Here is a 22,662-nt window from a genome sequence, read left to right as displayed (position 1 = left end):
ACCGCATTTATTTTCAATTACTTCAAATTACGCTTCTGATACTCGCCCGCCGCCTTCACAAAACCGGCGAACAGGGCGTGGCCATCACGGGGAGTCGAGGTGAACTCCGGGTGGAACTGCGCGGCCACGAACCAGGGGTGATCCGGGATCTCGATGATTTCCACCAGCTTCTTGTCGGCGGAGAGACCGGTCACTTTCAGGCCTGCTGCCTCGATCTGCGGCAGCAGCTTGTTGTTCACTTCATAACGGTGGCGGTGACGCTCGTAAATGGTCGGGCTGCCGTACATCTGGCGCACCTTGGAGTCTTCCACCAGGTGGCAGAGCTGGGAACCCAGGCGCATGGTGCCGCCCAGATCGGACTTCTCGGTCCGGGTCTCGACGTTGCCTTCGTCATCCACCCACTCGGTGATGAGACCGACCACGGGGTACGGGCTGTCTTTCTTGAACTCGGAGGAGTGAGCCCCTTCCATGCCCGCCACGTTGCGGGCGTATTCGATCAGCGCGACCTGCATGCCGAGGCAGATACCGAGGTAGGGGATCTTGTTCTCACGGGCATACTTGGCGGCCAGGATCTTGCCTTCCACGCCACGCTCGCCGAAACCGCCCGGCACCAGGATGGCATCCAGACCTTCCAGCAGCTCGGCGCCACGGGTCTCGATGTCCTGGGAGTCGATGTACTTGATGTTGACGGAGAGACGGGTCTTCAGGCCGCCGTGCTTGAGCGCCTCGTTGACGGACTTGTAGGCGTCCGGCAGGGAGACATACTTGCCCACCATGCCGATGGTCACTTCCGCAGTCGGGTTGGCCTCTTCATAGATGACCTGTTCCCACTCGGCCAGATCCGCTTCCTTGCACTCGATGCCGAAGCGCTCGGTGATGTAGCCGTCCAGACCCTGGGACTTCAGCAGCGCCGGGATCTTGTAGATGGAGTCGACGTCCTTCATGGAGATGACGGCGCGCTCGGGCACGTTGCAGAACAGGGCGATCTTGGCGCGCTCGTTGGCCGGAATGGCACGGTCGGAGCGGCAGATCAGCACGTCCGGCTGGATACCGATGGAGAGCAGCTCTTTGACGGAGTGCTGGGTCGGCTTGGTCTTCACCTCGCCGGCGGCGGCCAGGTAAGGAACCAGGGTCAGGTGCATGAACATGGCATTGTTGCGACCCACGATGGCCGCCAGCTGACGAATGGCCTCGAGGAACGGCAGGGACTCGATGTCGCCCACGGTACCGCCCACCTCGACGATAGCAACCTGGTGGCCTTCGGCACCGGCGATCACCCGCTCCTTGATGGCGTTGGTGATGTGCGGGATCACCTGGATGGTGGCGCCCAGGTAGTCACCACGACGCTCCTTGCGCAGCACGTCGGCATAGATGCGACCGGTGGTGAAGTTGTTGCGACGGGTCATCTTGGTGCGGATGAAACGCTCGTAGTGGCCCAAATCCAGATCGGTCTCGGCCCCGTCCTCGGTTACGAACACTTCACCGTGCTGGGTCGGGCTCATGGTGCCCGGATCCACGTTGATGTACGGGTCCAGTTTCATGATGGTCACATCCAGACCACGGGCTTCCAGAATGGCTGCCAGAGAAGCTGCGGCAATGCCTTTGCCGAGGGATGAAACAACGCCACCAGTCACAAAAATATATTTGGTCGTCATGCTGAACCTGAAAGAAGTTTAGGGAATTTTAAGGGGTGCTTCGGGGATGAAGCAGGACGGGGAAACAGTATACCAAAACCCCCACTCCCAAACAATGAACAAAAATCTATCAGGCTCGCCGCCCCCCCGTCTTGCGCCAAATCAACTTTGCTCGGTTTCTTTGGCCCTGTCCCGGATGACATCCAGTGTCTTCGGGGCAATCCGTCCTTCTCAGCACTCAACTCTGTTCGGTTTCCTTGGCCCGACCCCAGGCGTCATCCAGCTTCTCCAGGGTACAGTCGGTCATTTTCAGCCCTTCCGCGGCGATAAACTGCTCAACCTGACGAAAACGTCGCTCGAACTTGGCATTGGCGCCCCGCAGCACCTGCTCGGGATCCTTGCCCAGGTGGCGCACCAGGTTGACGGTAGCAAACAGCAGATCGCCGAGCTCGTCGCTCACCCGCGCCTCGTCCACGTCGACCATCAGCGCCTCTTCCATCACCTCCTCGATCTCCTCGTGGATCTTGTCCACCACGGGGCCCAGGGTCTTCCAGTCGAAACCGACGGTGGCGCAGCGCTTCTGGATCTTGGCGGCCCGGGTCAGGGCCGGCAGCGAGAGGGGGATGTCGTCGAGCACGCTCTCTTTGTCGAGCGCCGCCCGCTCCTTGGCCTTCTCCGCCTCCCAGTTCACCTTGACCGCCTGCTCGTCGCCGAGGTCGGCATCGGAGAAGACATGGGGATGGCGGCGGATCAGCTTCTCGCTCACCGCATCGACGATGTCGGCAAAGTCGAACAGCCCCTGCTCCTTGCCAAGCTGGGCATAGAAGACCACCTGGAACAGCAGATCGCCGAGCTCCCCCTTCAGCCCATTCCAGTCCTCGGTCTCGATGGCATCGGCCACCTCGTAGGCCTCCTCCAGGGTGTGGGGCACTATGGTCTGGAAGCTCTGCTTGAGATCCCAAGGGCAACCCCCTTGCGGATCCCGCAGGCGAGCCATGATGTCGAGCAATTGAGAGAGGTCGTAACGTTGAGACATGGGCTACTCACTTTCGATTCGTTAAATGGGGATAAAGCGACATCAAGCCGCGCAGCCGATCAATCTCATGTCGAGCAGTTGGGGCAGGTCGTAACGTTGAGACATGGGATCTTCGCTTTTATTGATGCTACCGGGGAAAAACAGTGACCGACTTGGCGGTCGGTCACGGGGGCGGTGTCGGGTAAGATCAGAGGCGCTTGGCGCTGATCACGTCGTTGAGCTGGCTGAGCTTGGCCAACGCCCGGTTGAAGGCGTTGATGTTGTAGATCTCCAGCTCCATGTCGATCTCGGCGGTCTGCTCGCGCACGTTGGAGCGCGAGCGCACCCCCATCACGTTGATCTTCTCGTTGGCGAGCACTGTCGTGATGTCGCGCAGCAGGCCGGATCTGTCGTTGGAGAGGATGCGGATGGTGAGGCCGTAACCGCCGGAGTAGTTCTCCCCCCAGACCGCGTCAATCAGCCGCTCCGGGTTGCGACGCGACAGCTCCTTGAGCTGCTCGCAATCCTCCCGGTGGATGGAGACCCCCCGCCCCATGGTGATGAAGCCCTGGATGGCATCCCCCGGAATGGGCTGGCAGCAGCGAGCGATGTGGGTCATCAGGTTGCCGACCCCTTCCACCACGATGTGATCCTTGGGCTTGGGGCGGAACGGCACGTTGGCCTTCTGCTCCAGCTTCTCCAGCAGCCGGCGATCCTCTTCCTCGGCGGTCGGCTTGTTGTAACGGGTGTCCAGATAGTTGAGCAGCTGGTTGATGCGGATGTCGCCGCTGCCGATCCCGGCCAGCAGGTCTTCCAGCTCCTCGGCGTGGAAGCGCTCCAGCACCACTTTGTCCACCTTGGAGAGGGTCAGGTTATGCCTGTCCAGCTCCTTCTCCAGCAGCTCCTTGCCGGCGGCGATGTTCTTGTCCCGATCCAGCTTGCGGAACCAGGTCGCCACCTTGGCGCGCGCCCGGCTGGAGCGCAGGAAGCCCGCGTTGGGGTTCATCCAGTCGCGGCTCGGGTTCGGCTCCTTCTGGGTGATCACCTCCACCTGGTCGCCGGTCTGCAGCGTGTAGGTGAAGGGCACGATGCGGCCGTCGATCTTGGTGCCGATGCAGCGGTGGCCGATCATGCTGTGCACGTGATAGGCGAAATCGAGCGGCGTGGCGCCCGCCGGCAGGTCGATGACATCTCCCTTGGGGGTGAACACATAGACCCTGTCCTCGAACACCTGACTGCGCAGATCGTCCAGCAGGGAGCCGCTCTCAGAGAGATCCTCCTGCCACGCGAGGAGTTTTCGCAGCCACTCGATCTTGTCTTCGAAGGTATTGGTCTTGGTGGCCGCCTGGGCCCCTTCCTTGTAGCGCCAGTGGGCAGCGACGCCGAGCTCCGCATCCTGATGCATCTGCTCGGTGCGGATCTGGATCTCCACCGTCTTGCCCTCTTCCCCCACCACGACGGTGTGGATGGACTGGTAGCCGTTGGGCTTGGGGTTGGCGACATAGTCGTCAAATTCGCGGGGAATGTGGTGGAAGTGGGTGTGGACTATGCCGAGCGCCGCGTAGCAATCCTGCAGCCGCTTGGTGATCACCCGCACCGCGCGCACGTCGAACAGCTCGTTGAACTCGAGGTGCTTCTTCTGCATCTTGCGCCAGATGCTGTAGATGTGTTTCGGCCGGCCGTAGACCTCGGCCTCGACCCCCGCCTCTGCCAGGGCATCCCGCAGGGTTTGCACGAACTCGCGGATGTAGCGCTCCCGATCGAGGCGTTTCTCGTCGAGTTGCTTGGCGATCTGCTTGTAGGTGTCCGGGTGCAGGTAGCGGAAGGCGAGATCCTCGAGCTCCCACTTGAGCTGACCGATACCGAGGCGGTTGGCCAGCGGCGCATAGATGTTGGTGATCTCCTGGGCCATCAGCACCCGGGTCTCTTCATCCGCCTTCTTCGCCTCCCGCAGGCAGGCGATCCGCTCCGCCAGCTTGATCACCACGGCGCGCACGTCTTCCACCATGGCGAGCAGCATGCGGCGCACGTTGTCCACCTGCTCCGGGGAGGTCTCGCTGCGGTGCAGGGTCTGCAGGGAGCGGATGGCCTCCATCTCCAGCACCCCTTCCACCAGCTTGGCGATCTTGGCGCCGAAGTCCTCGCTCACCTTCTCCTGGCTGATGAGGCCCGCTTCGACGAAGGGGTAGAGAATGGCCGCCTTGAGGGTAGCGAGATCCATGCTGAGCATCAGCAGGATGCCCACCATCTCGACGCCGCGCACCAGCAGGCGGTTGGTGAGGGCCTCGTCGCCGAGCGTCAGACAGTACTGGTAGACGGTTCGCAGCTGATTCTTGTCATTTTCACTTAAGGAGAGGGAACTGACCCACTCATCCAGAGTGAAATTGTCTTTCAAATGAATATCGCGCACCGCAACCATGGTATCAATCCTTAAAAGTGTGGGGCCGAAAGCCGATGCTTCCCCTTCCCCTCATCAACTGATGACTGCCTCAAATGGGGATGCAGAAGAGAGTTTTCAAGGCATGCTGTCGCGCAAGACAACAGGGCTCTCCCCCACATCCGATCCATTTTCGACGCTCTAGATTACCCTAATCACTCCTGCTCAGACAGCACTGCCACCATCGAAAAACCGATGCAACCGCCTCTGTCGTTTCTCCCGAAGGGCGGGCCATTCAACCCCGTTCAAACAGTGCCATGGATTCCAGATGACCGGTGTGCGGGAACATGTCCAGCATCCCCAGCCGGGTCAGCTGGTAGCCCCCCTGCACCAGCACCTTGCTGTCACGGGCCAGGGTGACCGGGTTACAGGAAACATAGACCACCCGTTTGGGCGAAAGTGCCACTACGTGGCTCATCACCTCGAGGGCGCCGGGCCTCGCCGGATCCAGCAGCACCAGGTCAAATCCCTCCCGGGCCCAGGACATGCCGACAATGTCGCCGCTCAAGTCCGCCTTGTAGAAGCGGGCGTTGTCGATGCCGTTGCGCCTGGCGTTCTCCGTGGCACGCTCCACCATGGCAAGCTCCCCTTCGACCCCGACCACTTCGCGGGCCTGACGAGCCAGCGGCAGGGTGAAGTTGCCGATGCCGCAGAAGAGATCCAGCACCTTGTCATCCCCGGTAGCGCCCAGCCACGCCAGCGCCTGATCGACCATGCGCTGGTTGATGGGGCCATTGACCTGGATGAAGTCACCGGGGGCAAATGCAAGAGACAGGCCATCGAGGGAGTAGCTCGGTTGAAATTGCTGATGCAGGGGCTCGATGCGATCGTCCGCCGCCTGCAGATAGAGGTCGATCCCCTGCTCTTGCGCGAACGCGATCAACAGGGCGCGATCCGCCTCGTTCGGGCGGCCGGTGTGGCGCAGCAGCATCATGATGCCCTGCTCGGCCTGAATAAGTTCAGCATGACCCAGCTCGCGCTGGCTCTTGAGGCGGTTGAGACACTCGCGCAGCGGCGCGATGAGGGCCGAGAGCGGCTCGGCCAGCACGGGGCAGCCGGCGATCTCCACCAGATCGTTGGACTGGCGACGGCGGAAGCCCACCCGGGTGCAGCGGCCGTTCTTGTCAAACTTGATGGCCAGGCGGCAGACCCGGCGGTAGGCGCGGGACTCCCCTCTCAGCACGGGCTCCAGCGCCGGCGCCTGAATATTGCCGAGGCGCTCGAACAGGCTGACCAGCCCGGCCTCCTTGGCCGCCTGCTGATCCGCCTCCCCCAGGTGCTGGGCGCTGCACCCGCCGCACTCGCGATAGTGGCCGCAGAAGGGGGCGATGCGATTGGCCGCCGGGGTCATCACCTGTTGCAGGGCGCCATGGGCATAATGCTTCTTGTCATCGATGATGCGGGCCTTGATGGCCTCGCCGGGAAGCGCCCCTTCGACGAAGATCGCCTTGCCCTGATGACGGCCGACACCGACACAGTGGTGATCCAGACTGTCTATCGTAAATTCAATACGTTGGGGCTGGGTGGATTTCTTTTCGGGCTTGAAAAACTGGGCCATAAAACTTGGTGCCTATAGGTGGCTATGTCATGATTGTGGAATCTGCGGCAGACCATTGTCCCACAAGAATAATCGTATGACCAAATACGGCCTGAGGGCCCGCACTGCGGCGTCCGCCCCATCGCCCATTCTGACCAGAAGTGGCTCACTGATATGACCGGATATGGCCTGACATTCCGAGCGGCGACCTCCACCGCCCTGCCTGCCCTCTCCTTCTGCCGGCACGCCATGGGCGCGCCCGCCTTCATCATCCTTGCCAACGGTTTATCAGCATGACCAAGTACGGCCTCAGAGCCCGGGTGCTGGCCTTTACCATTCTGCCGACCCTGATCATCGGCGGCCTGATCGCCGGCTATTTCACCTTCCATCGCTACCATCAGCTGGAAAACAACCTGATCGATCAGGGCATCAACATCATAGAACCGCTGGCGATTGCCAGCGAATACGGCATGACCCAGCACAGCCGCGAGTCCCTCAAGCGACTGATCGGCCTCACCCATCGCAAGAACTCGCCCTTCATCAAGTCCATCGCCGTCTTCACCCAGGACAACCAGCTGTTCGTCACCTCCAATTACCACCGGGATTTCAGCCAGCTGCGCCTGCCCGACGGCAGCATCATCCCGGCCCTGACGAGCGTCTCCTTCAATGGCGATGACATCATCTTGCGCACCCCCATCCAGGCCGAGACCAGCCTGGACGGCTTCCCCCTGCCGAGCGACCTGGAACCGCCGGTCATCGGCTACATCTCCATGCAGCTCGCCACGGACAGGGCCATCGTCCTGCAATACCGGGATGCCTTCTTCGCGGTCATCATCGTGCTCATCGGGCTGGCCATCAGCGCCCTGTTCGGCTTCCGTCTGGTCAAGAGCGTGACCCAGCCCATCACCGATATGGTGCAGGCGGTGCACCGAATCCGGGAGGGGCGACTCGACACCCGGGTCAGCGGCCAGCTCACTGGCGAGCTGGACATGCTCAAAAACGGCATCAACGCCATGGCCAAGGCGTTGTCGGAATACCACGAAGAGATGCAGCAGAACATCGATCAGGCAACCTCGGATCTGCGGGAGACGCTCGAGCAGATCGAGATCCAGAACGTCGAGCTCGACATGGCGAAGAAGCGCGCCCAGGAGGCGGCCAGGGTCAAGTCCGAGTTCCTCGCCAACATGTCCCACGAGCTGCGCACCCCCCTCAACGGCGTCATCGGCTTCACCCGTCAGCTGCTCAAGACCAGCCTGACCCCGAGCCAGACCGACTACATGCAGACCATAGAGAAGTCGGCGCGCAACCTCCTCGGCATCATCAACGACATCCTCGACTTCTCGAAGCTGGAGGCCGGCAAGCTGCAGCTCGAGCACATCCCCTTCAGCCTGCGCGACACCCTCAACGAGACCATGCACCTGCTCGGCCCCAGTGCCCACGACAAGCAGCTGGAGCTCTCCCTGCAGGTGGATGCCGCCGTGCCGGACTACCTCACCGGCGACCCCATGCGCCTGCAGCAGGTGCTCACCAACCTCACCGGCAATGCCATCAAGTTCACCGAGCGCGGCAACGTGGATGTGCGCGTCGAGCAGACGGGGGCCCCCAACGGCAGCAAGGTGCGCCTGCGGGTCCTCATCCGCGACACTGGCATCGGCATCTCCGAGGAGCAGCAGCGCCAGCTGTTCCAGGCCTTCAACCAGGCCGACTCCTCCATCTCCCGCCGCTACGGCGGCACCGGGCTTGGGCTCGTCATCACCCAGAAGCTGGTGCAGCAGATGGGGGGCCAGATACGGTTCGAGTCCGAGCTTGGCAAGGGCTCCGTCTTCTCCTTCAACCTGGAGCTGGATGTCTCCCCCCTGCCCCAGGGCGAGCCGCTCCCGCTGGATCGCATCCTCGGTAAGCGGGTCTGGCTGCTGGAGCCGGATCCCTTCACCCACGCCTCCCTGCTCGCCCTGCTGGCGGAGTGGCAACTGGACGTGCACTCCCTGACGGTGGACGAGGAGTGGCCGCAGATGGGCAGCCAGGACATGGTGCTCATCGGCAGCAGCACCCTGCAGAGCCCGCAGCAGGTGATCGCCCGCCTCGACGGCCTCGACGGGCAACAGAACACCATAGTGATGCTCAGCAGCCACGAGCCTGCCCTCTATGACGCCATGCTGGCCCACGGTGCCTCTCACTGCCTCTCCAAACCCATCAACCACCGCAAGCTGCTGGATGCCCTGCTCTCCCCCGACGCGGCCAGGAACACGACCCTGCACGCCTCGTCGCCACGCCACGAACAGACGATGGCGGTGCAGGCCGTCAGGGTGCTGGCGGTGGATGACAACGCCGCCAACCTCAAGCTCATCGCCGCCATGCTCAAGGAGATGGTGACCGAGGTGGTGGTGTGCAAGAACGGCAAGGAGGCGGTCAACCTGGCCCAGAGTCAGGCGTTCGACATCATCTTCATGGATATCCAGATGCCTATCATGGATGGCATCAGCGCCACCCAGGCTATCCGCCACCACTCCCTCAATACCGAGACCCCCATAGTGGCGGTCACCGCCCACGCCATTCCCGGCGAGCGGGAGCGGCTGATCCGCCAGGGGATGGACGACTACCTCGCCAAACCCATCGACGAGGGGATGCTGGCACAGCTCATCACCGACTTCGCCCACCGGCGTCACCAGAATCACGGCGTACAGCAGATAGACTGGGCCCTCGCCGTGCGCCAGGCCGCCGGCAAGCCGGCACTGGCCAGGGAGATGCTGACCATGCTGCTCGCCAGCTTCGACGAGGTGGATCCCCTCCTGGAGGCCGCTCTGGAGGGGGGCGCCGATGACGCCGAGGTACTGGCCCAGATCCATCGCCTCAACGGCGGCTGCGCCTACTCCGGGGTGCCGGGCCTGCAGCGCCTGCTCTCCCAGCTCGAGCAGCAGCTGCGTGACGGGGTCGCCGTCCGCGATCTGGAGCCCGAATTGCTGGAGCTGCAGGACGCCCTGGAACAGGTGAGGCAGGAGGCCCCCCGCTACCTGGCCCTGACCGACTGAGGCGCTTTTTCTGACGGCGCAGCCAGCTGGTGGTAACATCGGCGCCGTTTCTACAGGAGTCAACATGACCAACAACGATATTCTGCGCCGCCTGCGCTATGCCCTTACTATCAGCAACGACCAGATGGTCGAGATGTTTGCCAAGGGCAACCTGGCCGTCACCCACGCCCAGCTGCACGGCTGGCTGATGAAGGAGGCCGCAGAGGGCGAGGCACAGGATCCGGGCTACGCCGCCTGTCCGGACTCGGCCCTGAGCCAGTTCCTCGACGGCTTCATCGCCCTGCGCCGCGGCGTGCGTGAGGATGCGCCGCCTCAGGTGATCCCGAACCGGATCAACAACAACCTGATCCTGCGCAAGCTGCGCATCGGCCTCAACTACAAGGAAGAGGACATGCTGGGCACCCTCAAGCTCGCGAACTTCAACCTCTCCAAGTCCGAGCTGAGCGCCCTGTTCCGCTCACGGGACCACAAGCACTACCAGGATTGCGGGGATCAGATCCTGCGCAACTTCCTCATCGGCCTCACCGCCAAGTACAGGTCCGAGCCGTGATCACCGCTCCTGGCAAGGTGCGGGGCTGAGCCATGAGCCGGCGTCGCAGCCCCCTGGTCCCCCGTGTCCGGGGGAGCGGTGGCGCGCGCTGGCTCTGGTCACTCTGCCTCCTCCTGCTGCTCGGCGCCTGCCAGCCCGACGCCTATCGTCTCTCCTCCCACCATCAGAGCGCCAACCAGAACGAGCGCATCGCCTTCCTGATCCTGCACTACACGGATGAGGATGACGCTCGCTCCCTTCGCCTGCTGACCGAGTCAGAGCACAAGGTAAGCGCCCACTACCTGATCCCCCGCGACACCGATGAGCGACCGCTCCCGGTCTACCAGCTGGTACCCGACGACCAGCGCGCCTGGCACGCAGGCCGCAGCCGCTGGCACCAATATGCCGGGCTCAACGCCAGTTCGCTGGGCATCGAGATAGTGAATCTCGGGTATGACGAGAAAGAAGCGGCCCTGCCCGCCCACCTGAGACACTGGCAACCCTACACGGAAGCCCAGATCGCCGCCCTCGGTGCCCTCGCCCGGGAGCTGGTCGAACGCTACCAGATCCCCCCCACCCAGGTACTGGGCCACAGCGACGTCGCCCCCGAGCGCAAGCAGGATCCCGGCCCCCGCTTCCCCTGGCGCGAGCTGGCCCTGCGCTACGGGGTCGGCGCCTGGCCCGACGAGGCCAGGGTGGCCGCTCTGCGCCAGCAAGGGCTCCCGGCCTGGCCACCCCTCATCTGGCAGCAGCAGCTCGCCCGCTACGGCTATGGCATTGCGCCGAGCGGTGAGTGGGATGCGCAAAGCCGCGCCGTGATGCGCGCCTTCCAGCTCCACTTCCGCCCGACCCAGGTCAGCGGCGAGCCGGATGCCGAGTGCCAGGCCATTCTGATGGCCTTGCTGGAGCGCTACTTCCCCGAGCAATAGGCTGAGACCCGATCCCTTCACAGCGTGGCGGATGCCGGATACCGACCCTCTTTCAACCGCCCAGGTTGGGCCTCGCTGCCCAAACCAGGATCCCAAAAACGACGAGGGACGCCGCGGCGTCCCTCGTGGGTTGTCATCAGGAGAGCTTCTGATATCAGATCCCCTGACGGGCTTCCTGCATCAGCGCACGCATGTCGCTGACCGCCTTGGCCAGACCGTCGAAAGCGGCGCGGCCGATAATGGCGTGACCGATGTTGAGCTCATAGAGCTCGGGAATGGCGGCGATGGCCTTGACGTTGTGGTAGTGCAGGCCGTGGCCGGCATTGACCTTCAAGCCCTTGCCCGCAGCATAGGAGGCTCCGGCGGCGATGCGCTTGAACTCGGCGTTGCGCTCCGCATCCGTGGTGGCGTCGGCGTAGCGGCCGGTGTGGATCTCGATGAAGGGGGCACCGCTCGCGGCGGCTGCGTCGATCTGGATAGGGTCGGCATCGATGAAGAGCGACACCTGGGCGCCGACGGCGGCGAGGCGAGTCACCGCATCGGTCACCTTGTCCAGCTGGCCGGCCACGTCCAGGCCCCCCTCTGTGGTCACCTCGGTGCGCTTCTCCGGCACCAGGCAGACGAACTGGGGCTTGATACGGCAAGCGATGCCGATCATCTCCTCGGTCACCGCCATCTCCAGGTTCATCCTGGTCTGGATGGTCTGGCGCAGGATCTCCACGTCCCGGTCGGTGATATGGCGGCGATCTTCCCGCAAGTGCACCGTGATGCCATCGGCGCCGGCCTGCTCGGCCACGAAGGCGGCCTGTACCGGATCCGGATACTGGGTGCCGCGGGCGTTGCGCAGGGTGGCGATATGGTCGATGTTCACACCCAGGTAGATCTCGCTCATTACTTAACTCCTTGAAAATACTCTCTGTTAACTGTGCAGCTGCCGCCCTGGCGCCAGCCTCGATATCCGTATGTCAGCCTTGCATGGCTTTGCGTTTTAAAAACAACTCCCGGCTCTTCAACTGCCGCTTGCCCAGATAAGGCTGTAGCGCGAGGCGACTGAAGCGCTTGGCCGCCTGCAGCAAGGGAGGGGTGTCGAAGCGTCCCTCGGCGAAGGCCAGCAGGTGGGCGCCGAGAAACAGGGTACGGGGATCCGGCGCCCGCTCGCAAGCGACAAAGCCGAGCTCCCGCTCGAAGCCGTAGAGCAGGGTCGGGTCGATGGGCGAGTCGTCGTCGGCGGCGTATTCGAAGTCCACCGCATAGCCCAGCGCCTGCAGCAGCAGGAACTCGAAGCGGCGCAGGGGCAGCTCCGGGGTTTCGCCATCCGCCAGCGCCATGATGGCGCGGGCATAGGCATCGAATACCTCGGGGAAGGGGGTGTGGGCTTCCAGCAGGTAGTAGACCAGCTCGTTGAGATAGAGGCCGTAGAAGAGGCGATCGCCGCCGAGGCGCAGGGAGTGATCCGGGCACTCCACCTGGGTGAGGTTCTTGAGATCTCCCTTGCCGCGCCAGGCGATGGTCAGCAGGGTGAAGGGTTGCAGCAGCCCCTTCAGAGAGGAGCGTGGCCCGCGGGAACCGCGAGCCACCAGGGTAAATCGGCCACTATCCTGGGTGAAGACCTCGACCAGCTGGCTGGTCTCCCGATAGGGCCGACTGTGAATGACGAAAGCCGGGGTCAGCAATCAGTCATCACCATACCCGAGGCTGCGCAGGGCGCGCTCATCGTCAGCCCAGCCGGACTTGACCTTGACCCAGAGCTCCAGGTGCACCTTGTTCTGGAACAGCCGCTCCATGTCAATGCGGGCCTCTGTGCCGATGGTCTTGATCTTCTCGCCCTTGTTGCCGATGACCATCTTCTTCTGGCCTTCACGCTCCACCAGGATGAGCCCGTGGATGTGGTAGAGACCGGTCTCCTCCACCTTGAAGCGCTCGATCTCCACCGTCACCGAGTAGGGCAGCTCCTCGCCGGTGAAGCGCATCAGCTTCTCGCGGATGATCTCGGAGGCCATGAAGCGGGAGGAGCGGTCGGTCACGTAGTCTTCCGGGAAGAAGTGCACGTTTTCCGGCAGCAGATCCTTGGCCCACTCGCGGATCTTCTCCACGTTTGTGCCCTTTTCGGCGCTGATGGGCAGTATATGGGAGAAGCTCATCTGCTGACCCAGCCACTCGAGGTGGGGGAGCAGGTCTTCCTTCTCCTTCACGTTGTCGATCTTGTTGACCGCCAGCACCACGGGGCACTTGAGGTGGCGCAACTTGCCGAGCACCATCTCGTCGTCCTTGGTCCAGTGGGTGCCGTCAACCACGAACACCACCATGGCCACGTCCCCCAGGGAACTGGTGGCGGCGCGGTTCATCAGGCGGTTGATGGCCCGCTTCTCCTCGATGTGCAGACCCGGGGTATCCACATAGATGGTCTGGTAGTTGTCCTCGGTGTCGATCCCCAGGATCCGGTGACGGGTGGTCTGGGGTTTCTTCGAGGTGATGCTGACCTTCTGGCCAAGCAGCTTGTTGAGCAGGGTGGACTTGCCCACGTTGGGGCGGCCCACAATGGCAACAAAGCCGCAATAGGTGCTCTCTGTATCCGTCATGACAATCTTTCCAATGCTGGTTGTGTCGAAAGACCGCGGCCTCTTGCATTCATAGCAGTCATGACAGCCTTTCCAATGCTTGCTGCGCCGCGGCCTGTTCGGCCTTGCGACGGCTGGTGCCGACCCCGACCAGGGGACCATCCAGACCGTCTACCTCGCACTGCACGGTGAACTCCTGGTTGTGGGCCTCGCCCTTGACGTTGGTCACGGTATAGGTCGGCAGGGACCGGCGGCTGCCCTGCAGGATCTCCTGCAGGCGGGTCTTGGGATCCTTCTGCTCGATGCCGGGCTTGATCTCTTCCAGGCGGCTGGCGTACCAGCCGAGCAGGAGGCTGCGCACCCGCTCCAGATCGGTATCCAGATAGATGGCGCCGATCACCGCCTCGACCGTGTCGGCCAGGATCGACTCGCGGCGAAAGCCACCGCTTTTCAGCTCACCCGGCCCCAGGATCAGGTGATCCCCGAGGTCGAACTCCCGGCCCAGTTCGGCCAGGGTCTTCTCGCGCACCAGGGTGGCGCGCATCCGGCTGAGATCCCCTTCCGCCGCCTGCGGGAAGCGGTGGAAGAGATCGTCGGCAATCACCAGGCTCAGGATGGAGTCGCCCAGGAATTCCAGGCGCTCGTTGTGCCTGGAACCGGCGCTGCGATGGGTCAGTGCCCGGGTCAGCAGCTCGGCTTCCTGAAAGACATGCCCGAGACGGGACTGCAGTCTGTTCATCTTGATATTCATTTACTGTATTCCGCCAATGCGGTTGAAGCGCACGCCGGTCGGCACCCAGCTGGGCAAGCTGGAACCTTCCTCGCGCTCAAATTCGAAACTGATCCAGATGGCAACCGCCTTGCCCACCAGGTTCTGCTCGGGCACGAAGCCCCAGAAACGGCTGTCGGTGCTGTTGTCACGGTTGTCGCCCATCACGAAGTAGTGGCCTTCCGGCACCACCCACTCATCAGGATAGGTGCCCGGCTGGCGATAGTAGCGATCCACCAGGTCCGGCATCAGCGGGTTGCGCAGGGTCTCGTGGGAGACGTCGCCCAGCTGTTCGGTGTAGCGATCCAGCGGGATCCCCATCTGGCTGAACTCGCCGCGCTGCTCGAACTTGATGCCCAGCTTCTGGAAGCCGGGGCACGTTTTCCCTTCCTGCTCGTCGCACTTGGGCCGGATCATCAGCTCCTTGTTGCGATAGATGACCCGATCGCCAGGCATGCCGACCACCCGCTTGATGTAGTCCACCCGGGTATCCAGCGGATACTTGAAGACCACCACATCACCGCGCTTCGGCTCGCCGGTCTCGAGGAACTTGGTGTTGGTCACCGGGTCCTTGAGTCCATAGGCAAACTTCTCCACCAGGATGAAATCGCCCACCAGCAGGGTGGGCATCATGGATCCCGACGGGATCTGGAACGGCTCGAAGATGAAGGAGCGCAGGATCAGCACCAGCGCGATCACCGGGAAGACCCCGCCGGTCTGTTCGATCCAGACCGGCATGGGGGCCACCTTGGCCAGGGTCTTCTCGTCCACGTCCGGGCCGGCATTGGCACGGGCGGCCGCGATCTTGGCCGCCCGTTGCTTGGACCAGACCAGCTTGTCGACGGTCCAGATGATGCCGGTCAGCAGGGTGACGACGACAAGGATCAGGGAAAAGGTGCTTGCCATCGATTAGTCCTTTCCGACGTGGAGGATAGCGAGGAAGGCCTCTTGCGGCACGTCGACACGGCCCAGGGACTTCATCCGCTTCTTGCCTTCTTTCTGCTTGTTCAGCAGCTTCTTCTTCCGGCTCACGTCACCACCGTAGCACTTGGCAGTCACGTCCTTGCGCAGGGCCTTGACGGTGCTGCGGGCGATGATCTGGTTGCCGATGGCCGCCTGGATGGCAATGTCGAACATCTGGCGCGGGATCAGCTCGCGCATCTTCTCCACCACCTGGCGACCGCGATACTGGGCGTTCTCCTTGTGGGTGATGATGGCCAGGGCGTCGACCCGCTCACCGTTGATCATGATGTCCAGACGGACCATGTCGGAGGTTTCGAAGCGCTTGAAGCCGTAGTCCAGGGAGGCGTAGCCGCGGCTGGTGGACTTGAGGCGGTCGAAGAAGTCGAGCACCACTTCCGCCATCGGGATCTCGTAGGTCAGCGCCACCTGCTTGCCGTGGTAGACCATGTTGGTCTGCACGCCACGCTTCTCGATACACAGGGTGATGACGTTGCCCATGTACTCCTGTGGCAGCAGGATGTGACACTCGGCAATGGGCTCGCGCATCTCCTTGATGTTGTTGATGGCGGGCATCTGGGCCGGGCTGTCGATGTGGATGGTGGAGCCATCATTCAGCTCGATCTCGTAGACCACGGTCGGCGCCGTGGTGATGAGATCCAGATCGTATTCACGCTCCAGACGCTCCTGGATGATCTCCATGTGCAGCATCCCGAGGAAGCCGCAGCGGAAGCCGAAGCCCAGCGCAGTGGAGCTCTCCGGTTCGTAGAACAGGGAGGCATCGTTGAGGGAGAGCTTCTCCAGCGCATCGCGGAAGGACTCGTAGTCATCGCTGGAAATGGGGAACAGGCCCGCATAGACCTGAGGCTTCACCTTCTTGAAGCCCGCCAGCGCCTTCTCGGCACCGTGCTTGGCCAGGGTCAGGGTATCCCCCACAGGCGCGCCGTGGATGTCCTTGATGCCGCAGACGACCCAACCTACCTCGCCACAACCCAGGCCGTCGGTGTCCACCTGCTTGGGCGTGAAGATACCGATGCGATCCACACCCCACACCTGACCGGTGCTCATCACCTTGATCTTGTCGTTCTTCTTCAGGGAACCGTTCTTGATCCGCACGAGCGACACGACCCCCAGGTAGGAGTCGAACCAGGAGTCGATGATCAGCGCCTGCAGGGGCGCATCCGGATCACCTTCCGGCGACGGGATCTTGGCCACGATCTCTTCCAGCACCAGATCGACGCCCAGGCCGGTCTTGGCGGAGCAGCGCACCGCGTCTACCGCATCGATGCCGACGATGTCCTCGATCTCTTCGGCAACCCGCTCCGGCTCGGCGGCCGGCAGGTCGATCTTGTTCAGTACCGGCACCACTTCCAGATCCATTTCCATGGCGGTGTAGCAGTTGGCCAGAGTCTGTGCCTCAACCCCCTGACCGGCATCCACCACCAGCAGTGCCCCTTCACAGGCAGCCAGGGAGCGAGAAACCTCGTAGGAGAAATCCACGTGGCCCGGGGTGTCGATAAAGTTCAGCTGATAGGTGTTACCGTCTTGTGCCTGGTAGTTCAGGGTCACACTCTGTGCCTTGATGGTAATGCCGCGCTCGCGCTCCAGATCCATGGAGTCCAGCACCTGGGCCTGCATCTCGCGATCGGACAGGCCGCCGCAAGTCTGGATCAGACGGTCCGACAGGGTCGACTTACCGTGGTCGATGTGCGCAATAATCGAAAAGTTACGAATGTGTTTCATCGAGCAAGAATCACTCAAAATTAAGTTAGGGTCGGATATGAGGGCAGGATTTTACTGGATAACCCGGTCGACGGCCAATCTTTAGTCGGCGGGCCCCTGAAATAGCGCCTTGTCTGGCGAGGCCTTGGACACCACGATGGCATCCGCCAGACCCTGCCCCTCAGGAGAGATGACGGGTATCGAGCACCACCCCGAGCATGCGGGGACCATATTCACCCTGCTCGAGCCGGTCAGAAAAGTAACGAACCAGCAAAAATCCGATGGCGCCGCCCAGCAGGCAGCTGAGAATGGTGACACCCTCTCCCGCCGACAAGAGCGGAGCCAGCCAGAGCTGGCCGAGCAGGGCGCCCAGCAGCAGGCAGAAGAGCGGCAGCACATAGACCAGAGCGGCCCCACGCAATATGCTCGCCTGGGGAATGCCGAGCCGGATCTGCTGGCCCACCGCCACCTCGCCGATGAGGGGAACCCGCAGCCGCTGGGGCTTCATCGGAAAGGCCTTGGCGACGGTGCCGGTACCGCAGTTGGACTGTTGATGGCATCCGCTGCAGGCGGAGCGCCGCTCGCACTCCACCCAGGCATAGGTGCCTTCGATGGCCACCACTGTGGCCAGCTCTTCACTCATGTTACTCACCGGACAGCTCCAGAGGGGTGGCAAGGGGATGACCCGATCTCATCACGCGCGTCCCGGTTCGGCAAGTGCCTTCGTACGCCTCACTGCACCGCCTCGTTGCGAGCCAGGGGCTGCACCGACTCGGCAATGCGCTTGGCAGTCTCGGCGGGCACCTCCCCTACCACGGTGATCTCCACACCAACCTCGTTGACATAGCTCACGAGGGAGGTCGCCCCCTGGCGGATCAGCTGCTGGCGCACCGCCTGCTTGGGGTCGACACGGGCCACATAGATGGAGAGATCCACCAGACCGTCGGAGAGCATCATGTAATCCACCGGCAGGCTGGTACTGACCAGCTGGTGCCTGTCCTGGGAGAGCACCTTGAAACCACCCGGCAGCCAGGTCAGATGCCAGTTGAGGGCCTGCTGGGGAGCGGGGTAGGCATCTTCCAGCGCCAGCGCATCGGGCAACTTGCTGCGCGCCAGGGTGACCAGCCAGGGCGCCGGTGCCGGCTGCCTGTCCAGATCCACCCCAAGCACCTGTTCCACCAGGTTGCCTTCCCGATCCACCATGTCCACCCGCAGCAGGAGGTGGCTCTGCTCGTCGACCCAGAGCACGAAACCGTATTTGTCCGCCTCTTTGGGCACCAGCCTCACCACCTGGGCCACCAGACCGGCCACCCGGCTGCGGCCCGCCAGCACGGGGTCATAGCTCTCCAGCACCCGGGGCAGCGGCATCCTCACCAGGCTCGACCAGACGCCGGGAAAACGCGCCCCCTTGAGGGTGTAGGGATCATGACTGTTCTCGAAGAAGGTGTATTCGTTCTGGCGCTGCAGGTACTCCACCGCCTTGCCATCGAGATAACTCAGATGGGCCACTTCCTTGCCATCGATCACCCCGTGGCTGAAACGGATCGGCTCGAGCCGTCCCTGCCGGGCCTTGACCATGGACAATTCGAAATTCTGTTGCGAAACGGCACTCTGCATCTGCTGCAACAAGGCCTCGGCCGACAGATCGTCGGCCGAGGCCTTGGCACAAGTGAACAGGAGAGAGGCCAGCAGGATGAAACTGGACTGGCGCACGATCTGATCCCTAAAAATCCGTTATTCCTGAATCTGCTTGTCTTGCAGCAGACGTTGTTGCAGCTGGTGATCTCGCAGGAAGGCATTGATCCGCTCGCGCTGCTCCTGCATCTGCTGCTCGCTCAAGCCTTGCTGACGCACACTGGCCCTGTTGCCTTCCTGGGGATAGTGCACGCTCACCGGCGTGGCACTGCCTCCCACGGGAATGGTGTTGAGCACGGGGTTGGTCGGCACGCCATCCTTGCCCTGATACTGCTGCACACCGAAGATGACGGCAGCAGCCACGGAGGCGGCAATGGCATACTGCCCCATCTGCTGGCCAAACCGGCGCACCAAGGGAACCACCTTGCCGGCGGTCTTCACCTCAGGAGCTTCGGATTGTACCGGCTTGGGCGCCAGGATGACCGGTTCGTCTTCCAGCGCCAGCATGATGCTGTCGCTGAGATCCAGTTGCAGATTGACCGGCAGGTCTCCCCGCATGGCATCACCGATCAGATGGTAACGCGACCAGGTTTCTTGCAGGGCGGGATCCGTTCCCAGCTCCTTCAGAACCTCCATTTCGCTGAGGTCACCATCCATCAGGGCTGAAAGTTGCTCTTTATTTGCCATAAGTTTGCCTGTCTTTCCCCAGTTAATGCTCGATCAGAGGTTGCAACCTTTTATCTATTGCTTCCCTCGCCCGGAAGATGCGGGATCTCACCGTACCCACAGGGCAATCCATGATCTCCGCAATCTCCTCGTAGCTCAGCCCTTCCATTTCACGAAGGGTGATCGCTGTTCTCAAATCTTCCGGCAGGGCTTCTATGGCGGTAAACACGGTGCGCTTGATCTCGTCGGTCAGCGCCAGGTTTTCCGGGGTGGCCACCTCTTGCAGGGCTTCACCACCACCATAAAATTCAGCCTCGTCCGCTTCGACATCACTGCTGGGCGGTCTGCGCCCCTGTGAAGTCAGGTAATTTTTGGCCGTGTTGACGGCGATCCGGTACAACCAGGTGTAAAACGCGCTCTCGCCACGGAATGTCGGCAATGCGCGATAAGCCTTGATGAAAGCCTCTTGCGCCACATCCGGTACATCGCCCGGATTGTTGACATACCTGGCCACCAGGTTGACCACCTTGTGCTGGTATTTGCGTACCAACAGGTTGAATGCATTTTTATCGCCACGCTGGACCCGTTCAACCAGCTGTTCGTCCAGTAGATTCTGGTCGCTCATCAGAGCCGTAAAACCCCCATCAGGTTATCGTTCTTCTTTTCCGGCCCCTTCTTAGCGCACAAGTTCAGACAGGAGGAATCAGAGAAAGTTCGCTTGCATTGAAAAAAATGTGATGCGGGCTGCATCACTGCCCCCCCTTGGGCTACCATGGGGCCAGTTCTTAATCCAGGCCAATGATACTTATGAAAGCAAGTGTTGAATACCTTTGCGACGTGCTGATCATTGGCAGCGGTGCCGCCGGTCTGTCCCTCGCATTGCGATTGGCAGACCAGGCCAAAGTCCTGGTTCTGAGCAAGGGGCCCATCAGTGAGGGGGCCACTCTCTATGCGCAAGGAGGCATCGCTGCCGTGTTCGACGAGACCGACAGCATCGAATCCCACGTGAGCGACACGCTCAACGCCGGGGCAGGGTTGTGCGACCCGGCGGTGGTGGAGTTCACCGCCCGCAACGCCCGCGATTCCATCCAGTGGCTGATCCAGCAGGGGGTCCCCTTCGATCAGGAAGAGGATGCCGAGGGGGAATCCCACTACCACCTCACCCGGGAAGGGGGTCACAGCCATCGCCGCATCTTCCACGCGGCCGATGCCACCGGCAAGGCGGTGCAGCTTACCCTGATCGACCAGGTGCGCGCCCACCCCAACATCACCCTGATGGAGCGCTTCAACGCGGTCGATCTCATCACCACCCGCAAGCTGGGTCTGCCGGGCAACAAGGTGCTGGGGGCCTATGTCTGGAACCGCAACGCCGAGCAAGTCGAGGTAGTGCGCGCCCGCTTCGTGGCACTGGCCACCGGCGGCGCCTCAAAGGTCTACCAGTACACCTCCAATCCGGACGTGAGCTCAGGGGACGGCATCGCCATGGCCTGGCGCGCCGGTTGCCGGGTGGCAAACCTGGAGTTCAACCAGTTCCACCCCACCAGCCTGTTCCACCCGGACGACCCCAACTTCCTGCTGACCGAGGCCCTGCGTGGCGAGGGGGCCTACCTGCGCCGCCCCGACGGCAGCCGCTTTATGCCGGACTTCGACGAGCGGGCCGAGCTGGCGCCGCGGGACATAGTCGCGCGGGCCATCGACCACGAGATGAAACGGCTCGGCGCCGACTGCATGTATCTGGACATCAGCCACAAGCCGGCGGATTTCATCATCAAGCACTTCCCGACCATCCATGAGCGCTGCCTCGCGGTCGGCATCGACATCACCAAGGAGGCGATGCCCATCGTCCCGGCGGCCCACTACACCTGTGGCGGCGTGATGATCGACAACAACGGCCAGACCGACATTCCCGGGCTCTATGCCATCGGCGAGGTGACCTATACCGGGCTGCACGGTGCCAACCGCATGGCGTCCAACTCCCTGCTCGAATGCGTGGTCTATGCCCACCAGGCGGGGGCCGACATCCTGGCCAAGCTGCCCACCAGCGTGGCGCCCCCCAGTCTGCCCGCCTGGGACGAGAGCCAGGTGGACGACTCGGACGAGCAGGTGGTGATCCAGCACAACTGGCACGAACTGCGGCTGATGATGTGGGACTACGTGGGCATAGTGCGCACCAACAAGCGCCTTGCCCGAGCCAAGCGCCGCATCGATCTGCTCAAGCAGGAGGTGCAGGAGTACTACGCCAACTTCCGGGTCTCCAACAACCTGCTGGAGCTGCGCAACCTGTTGCAGGTGGCCGAGCTCATCGTCAACTGCGCCCTGGAGCGCAAGGAGTCGCGCGGTCTGCACTACAACCTGGACTACCCAGACATGCAGTCCAACCCCAGACCGACCGTGCTGACGCCGGATCGGGAATAAGACCGTTGCGCTCGAATCGGGCGCCTGCCCCCCAGATGACCCCGCCCAGGCGGGGTCATCTGTTATGGGCGGCCGGACGTGGCAGGGATAGAGAGACGCCCCTAACGGACGGCGAGATGAATGGCGCGAGCCAGGGTACGGTAGTGCTCGGGAGAGAGCGCATCGGAGAAGAGCCAGAGCTGGCGTTCCGCTCCTTTCTCGGGCTTCTCGGGCCGCAGCCTCAGCCACAGCGCCCCGGGCAGGATGCGGCTGCGGGGATCCAGCCGATGGCGCTCCCCCCGCCACGTCAGCCACTCTCCATCCCAGACGAGTCGCTCACCCGCCGGGCTTCGGCGCAACGCGCACCAGAGGCCCAGCAACCAGCAGGGGAAAAACAGCGCCCATTGCCAGCCCTGGATCAAGTGGGCCGTGGGCCAGAGCAGCAACAGAAACAGTATGCACAGCAGCAGGTGCTGCTGGCGGGAGGCAATGACGGGTATCTCTACCCGCATCGGGGACACCGGGCTGGCCATGGGAATGAGTCCGGCCGTGGGTCAGGAGAGCGGGCTCAGCGCAGGCGGTCGTGACGAGCCTGGTTGCGCTCGAGGATCAGGGGGATCATGGTGGCAAAGGCGGGATCTTCCGGCACGCCGTGGCCCATGCACCAGCGGAACAGCTCGGGATCCTCGCACTCCAGCAGGCGGATGAAGGTCTGCTGCTGCTCCTCGTTCAGGCCGTCGAACTCGTGTTCAAAGAAAGGCATAAAGATCACATCCAGCTCGAGCATGCCGCGGCGGCAGGCCCACTTCAGGCGGGACTTCTCACTTGGGGTCAACATGGAACTCTCC

20 protein-coding genes are annotated in these 22,662 nt (G+C 62.6%); 4 read left to right on the top strand and 16 right to left on the bottom strand.

The window, feature by feature from the left end; all coding sequences use genetic code 11:
• Window positions 1–17: 17 nt before the first annotated feature.
• From pyrG to rlmD, 4 genes are all read right to left on the bottom strand, one after another.
• Window positions 18–1,655, bottom strand: a complete 1,638-nt coding sequence (pyrG, locus tag BN1136_RS11345; RefSeq protein ID WP_039041042.1) for a glutamine hydrolyzing CTP synthase — start codon at window positions 1,653–1,655, stop codon at window positions 18–20.
• A gap of 217 nt (window positions 1,656–1,872) precedes the next feature.
• On the bottom strand, window positions 1,873–2,670 hold the full coding sequence (gene mazG, locus BN1136_RS11340) for a nucleoside triphosphate pyrophosphohydrolase (RefSeq protein WP_043764144.1): 798 nt from the start codon (window positions 2,668–2,670) through the stop codon (window positions 1,873–1,875).
• A gap of 187 nt (window positions 2,671–2,857) precedes the next feature.
• A complete protein-coding gene (gene relA / locus BN1136_RS11335) occupies window positions 2,858–5,068 on the bottom strand; it encodes a GTP diphosphokinase (protein ID WP_043764143.1) in 2,211 nt (736 codons plus the stop codon).
• 253 nt (window positions 5,069–5,321) lie between these two features.
• Window positions 5,322–6,644, bottom strand: a complete 1,323-nt coding sequence (gene rlmD / locus BN1136_RS11330) for a 23S rRNA (uracil(1939)-C(5))-methyltransferase RlmD (RefSeq protein ID WP_043764142.1) — start codon at window positions 6,642–6,644, stop codon at window positions 5,322–5,324.
• Window positions 6,645–6,916: 272 nt separating this feature from the next.
• Between rlmD and barA the strand changes: the two genes are divergently transcribed.
• From barA to BN1136_RS11315, 3 genes are all read left to right on the top strand, one after another.
• Complete coding sequence (gene barA / locus BN1136_RS11325) at window positions 6,917–9,652, top strand: two-component sensor histidine kinase BarA (protein WP_043808507.1); 2,736 nt, start codon at window positions 6,917–6,919, stop codon at window positions 9,650–9,652.
• A gap of 64 nt (window positions 9,653–9,716) precedes the next feature.
• The gene (locus BN1136_RS11320; RefSeq protein WP_043763282.1) at window positions 9,717–10,202 is read left to right on the top strand and encodes a YehS family protein; all 486 of its coding nucleotides are present in this window, start codon (window positions 9,717–9,719) and stop codon (window positions 10,200–10,202) included.
• A 32-nt stretch (window positions 10,203–10,234) separates the two neighbouring features.
• The gene (locus BN1136_RS11315; RefSeq protein WP_043763280.1) at window positions 10,235–11,110 is read left to right on the top strand and encodes an N-acetylmuramoyl-L-alanine amidase; all 876 of its coding nucleotides are present in this window, start codon (window positions 10,235–10,237) and stop codon (window positions 11,108–11,110) included.
• Window positions 11,111–11,264: 154 nt separating this feature from the next.
• On the opposite strand, the gene pdxJ is transcribed toward BN1136_RS11315, so the two are convergent.
• The 10 genes from pdxJ to rpoE form a co-directional block, all read right to left on the bottom strand.
• Window positions 11,265–12,002, bottom strand: a complete 738-nt coding sequence (pdxJ, locus tag BN1136_RS11310; RefSeq protein ID WP_043763278.1) for a pyridoxine 5'-phosphate synthase — start codon at window positions 12,000–12,002, stop codon at window positions 11,265–11,267.
• Window positions 12,003–12,075: 73 nt separating this feature from the next.
• Window positions 12,076–12,783, bottom strand: a complete 708-nt coding sequence (recO, locus tag BN1136_RS11305) for a DNA repair protein RecO (protein WP_043763275.1) — start codon at window positions 12,781–12,783, stop codon at window positions 12,076–12,078.
• On the bottom strand, window positions 12,784–13,689 hold the full coding sequence (gene era, locus BN1136_RS11300) for a GTPase Era (RefSeq protein ID WP_043763272.1): 906 nt from the start codon (window positions 13,687–13,689) through the stop codon (window positions 12,784–12,786).
• 58 nt (window positions 13,690–13,747) lie between these two features.
• Window positions 13,748–14,419, bottom strand: coding sequence for a ribonuclease III (gene rnc / locus BN1136_RS11295; protein WP_043763271.1), 672 nt, complete (start codon window positions 14,417–14,419; stop codon window positions 13,748–13,750).
• Window positions 14,420–15,343 (bottom strand): signal peptidase I, encoded by a 924-nt coding sequence (gene lepB, locus BN1136_RS11290; RefSeq protein WP_043763269.1) that lies wholly within the window; start codon window positions 15,341–15,343, stop codon window positions 14,420–14,422.
• Between the two features lie 3 nt (window positions 15,344–15,346).
• Window positions 15,347–17,140: a translation elongation factor 4 gene (lepA, locus tag BN1136_RS11285; RefSeq protein WP_043763267.1), complete on the bottom strand. Its 1,794-nt coding sequence runs from the start codon at window positions 17,138–17,140 to the stop codon at window positions 15,347–15,349.
• Between the two features lie 160 nt (window positions 17,141–17,300).
• Window positions 17,301–17,762 carry a SoxR reducing system RseC family protein gene (locus tag BN1136_RS11280; protein WP_043763265.1) on the bottom strand — a complete coding sequence of 154 codons (462 nt, stop codon included), beginning with the start codon at window positions 17,760–17,762 and terminating at the stop codon, window positions 17,301–17,303.
• A gap of 89 nt (window positions 17,763–17,851) precedes the next feature.
• Window positions 17,852–18,832, bottom strand: coding sequence for a MucB/RseB C-terminal domain-containing protein (locus BN1136_RS11275; protein ID WP_043763263.1), 981 nt, complete (start codon window positions 18,830–18,832; stop codon window positions 17,852–17,854).
• Between the two features lie 21 nt (window positions 18,833–18,853).
• Window positions 18,854–19,441: a sigma-E factor negative regulatory protein gene (locus tag BN1136_RS11270; RefSeq protein WP_043763261.1), complete on the bottom strand. Its 588-nt coding sequence runs from the start codon at window positions 19,439–19,441 to the stop codon at window positions 18,854–18,856.
• 22 nt (window positions 19,442–19,463) lie between these two features.
• Window positions 19,464–20,045, bottom strand: a complete 582-nt coding sequence (gene rpoE / locus BN1136_RS11265; protein ID WP_043763259.1) for an RNA polymerase sigma factor RpoE — start codon at window positions 20,043–20,045, stop codon at window positions 19,464–19,466.
• A 182-nt stretch (window positions 20,046–20,227) separates the two neighbouring features.
• Between rpoE and nadB the strand changes: the two genes are divergently transcribed.
• Window positions 20,228–21,835: an L-aspartate oxidase gene (nadB, locus tag BN1136_RS11260; RefSeq protein WP_043763257.1), complete on the top strand. Its 1,608-nt coding sequence runs from the start codon at window positions 20,228–20,230 to the stop codon at window positions 21,833–21,835.
• A gap of 101 nt (window positions 21,836–21,936) precedes the next feature.
• Here the strand turns inward: nadB and BN1136_RS11255 are convergent, their stop codons facing one another.
• Window positions 21,937–22,326 carry a protein YgfX gene (locus tag BN1136_RS11255; protein ID WP_043763288.1) on the bottom strand — a complete coding sequence of 130 codons (390 nt, stop codon included), beginning with the start codon at window positions 22,324–22,326 and terminating at the stop codon, window positions 21,937–21,939.
• A gap of 56 nt (window positions 22,327–22,382) precedes the next feature.
• Window positions 22,383–22,652 (bottom strand): FAD assembly factor SdhE, encoded by a 270-nt coding sequence (locus BN1136_RS11250; RefSeq protein WP_043763255.1) that lies wholly within the window; start codon window positions 22,650–22,652, stop codon window positions 22,383–22,385.
• Window positions 22,653–22,662: the final 10 nt, after the last annotated feature.

The sequence above is a fragment of the Aeromonas taiwanensis genome (genome assembly GCF_000820165.1).
GTDB classification, from domain to species: domain Bacteria; phylum Pseudomonadota; class Gammaproteobacteria; order Enterobacterales; family Aeromonadaceae; genus Aeromonas; species Aeromonas taiwanensis.
Note: the sequence above shows the minus strand (reverse complement) of the source record. Positions and strands in the feature narration are given on the sequence as shown.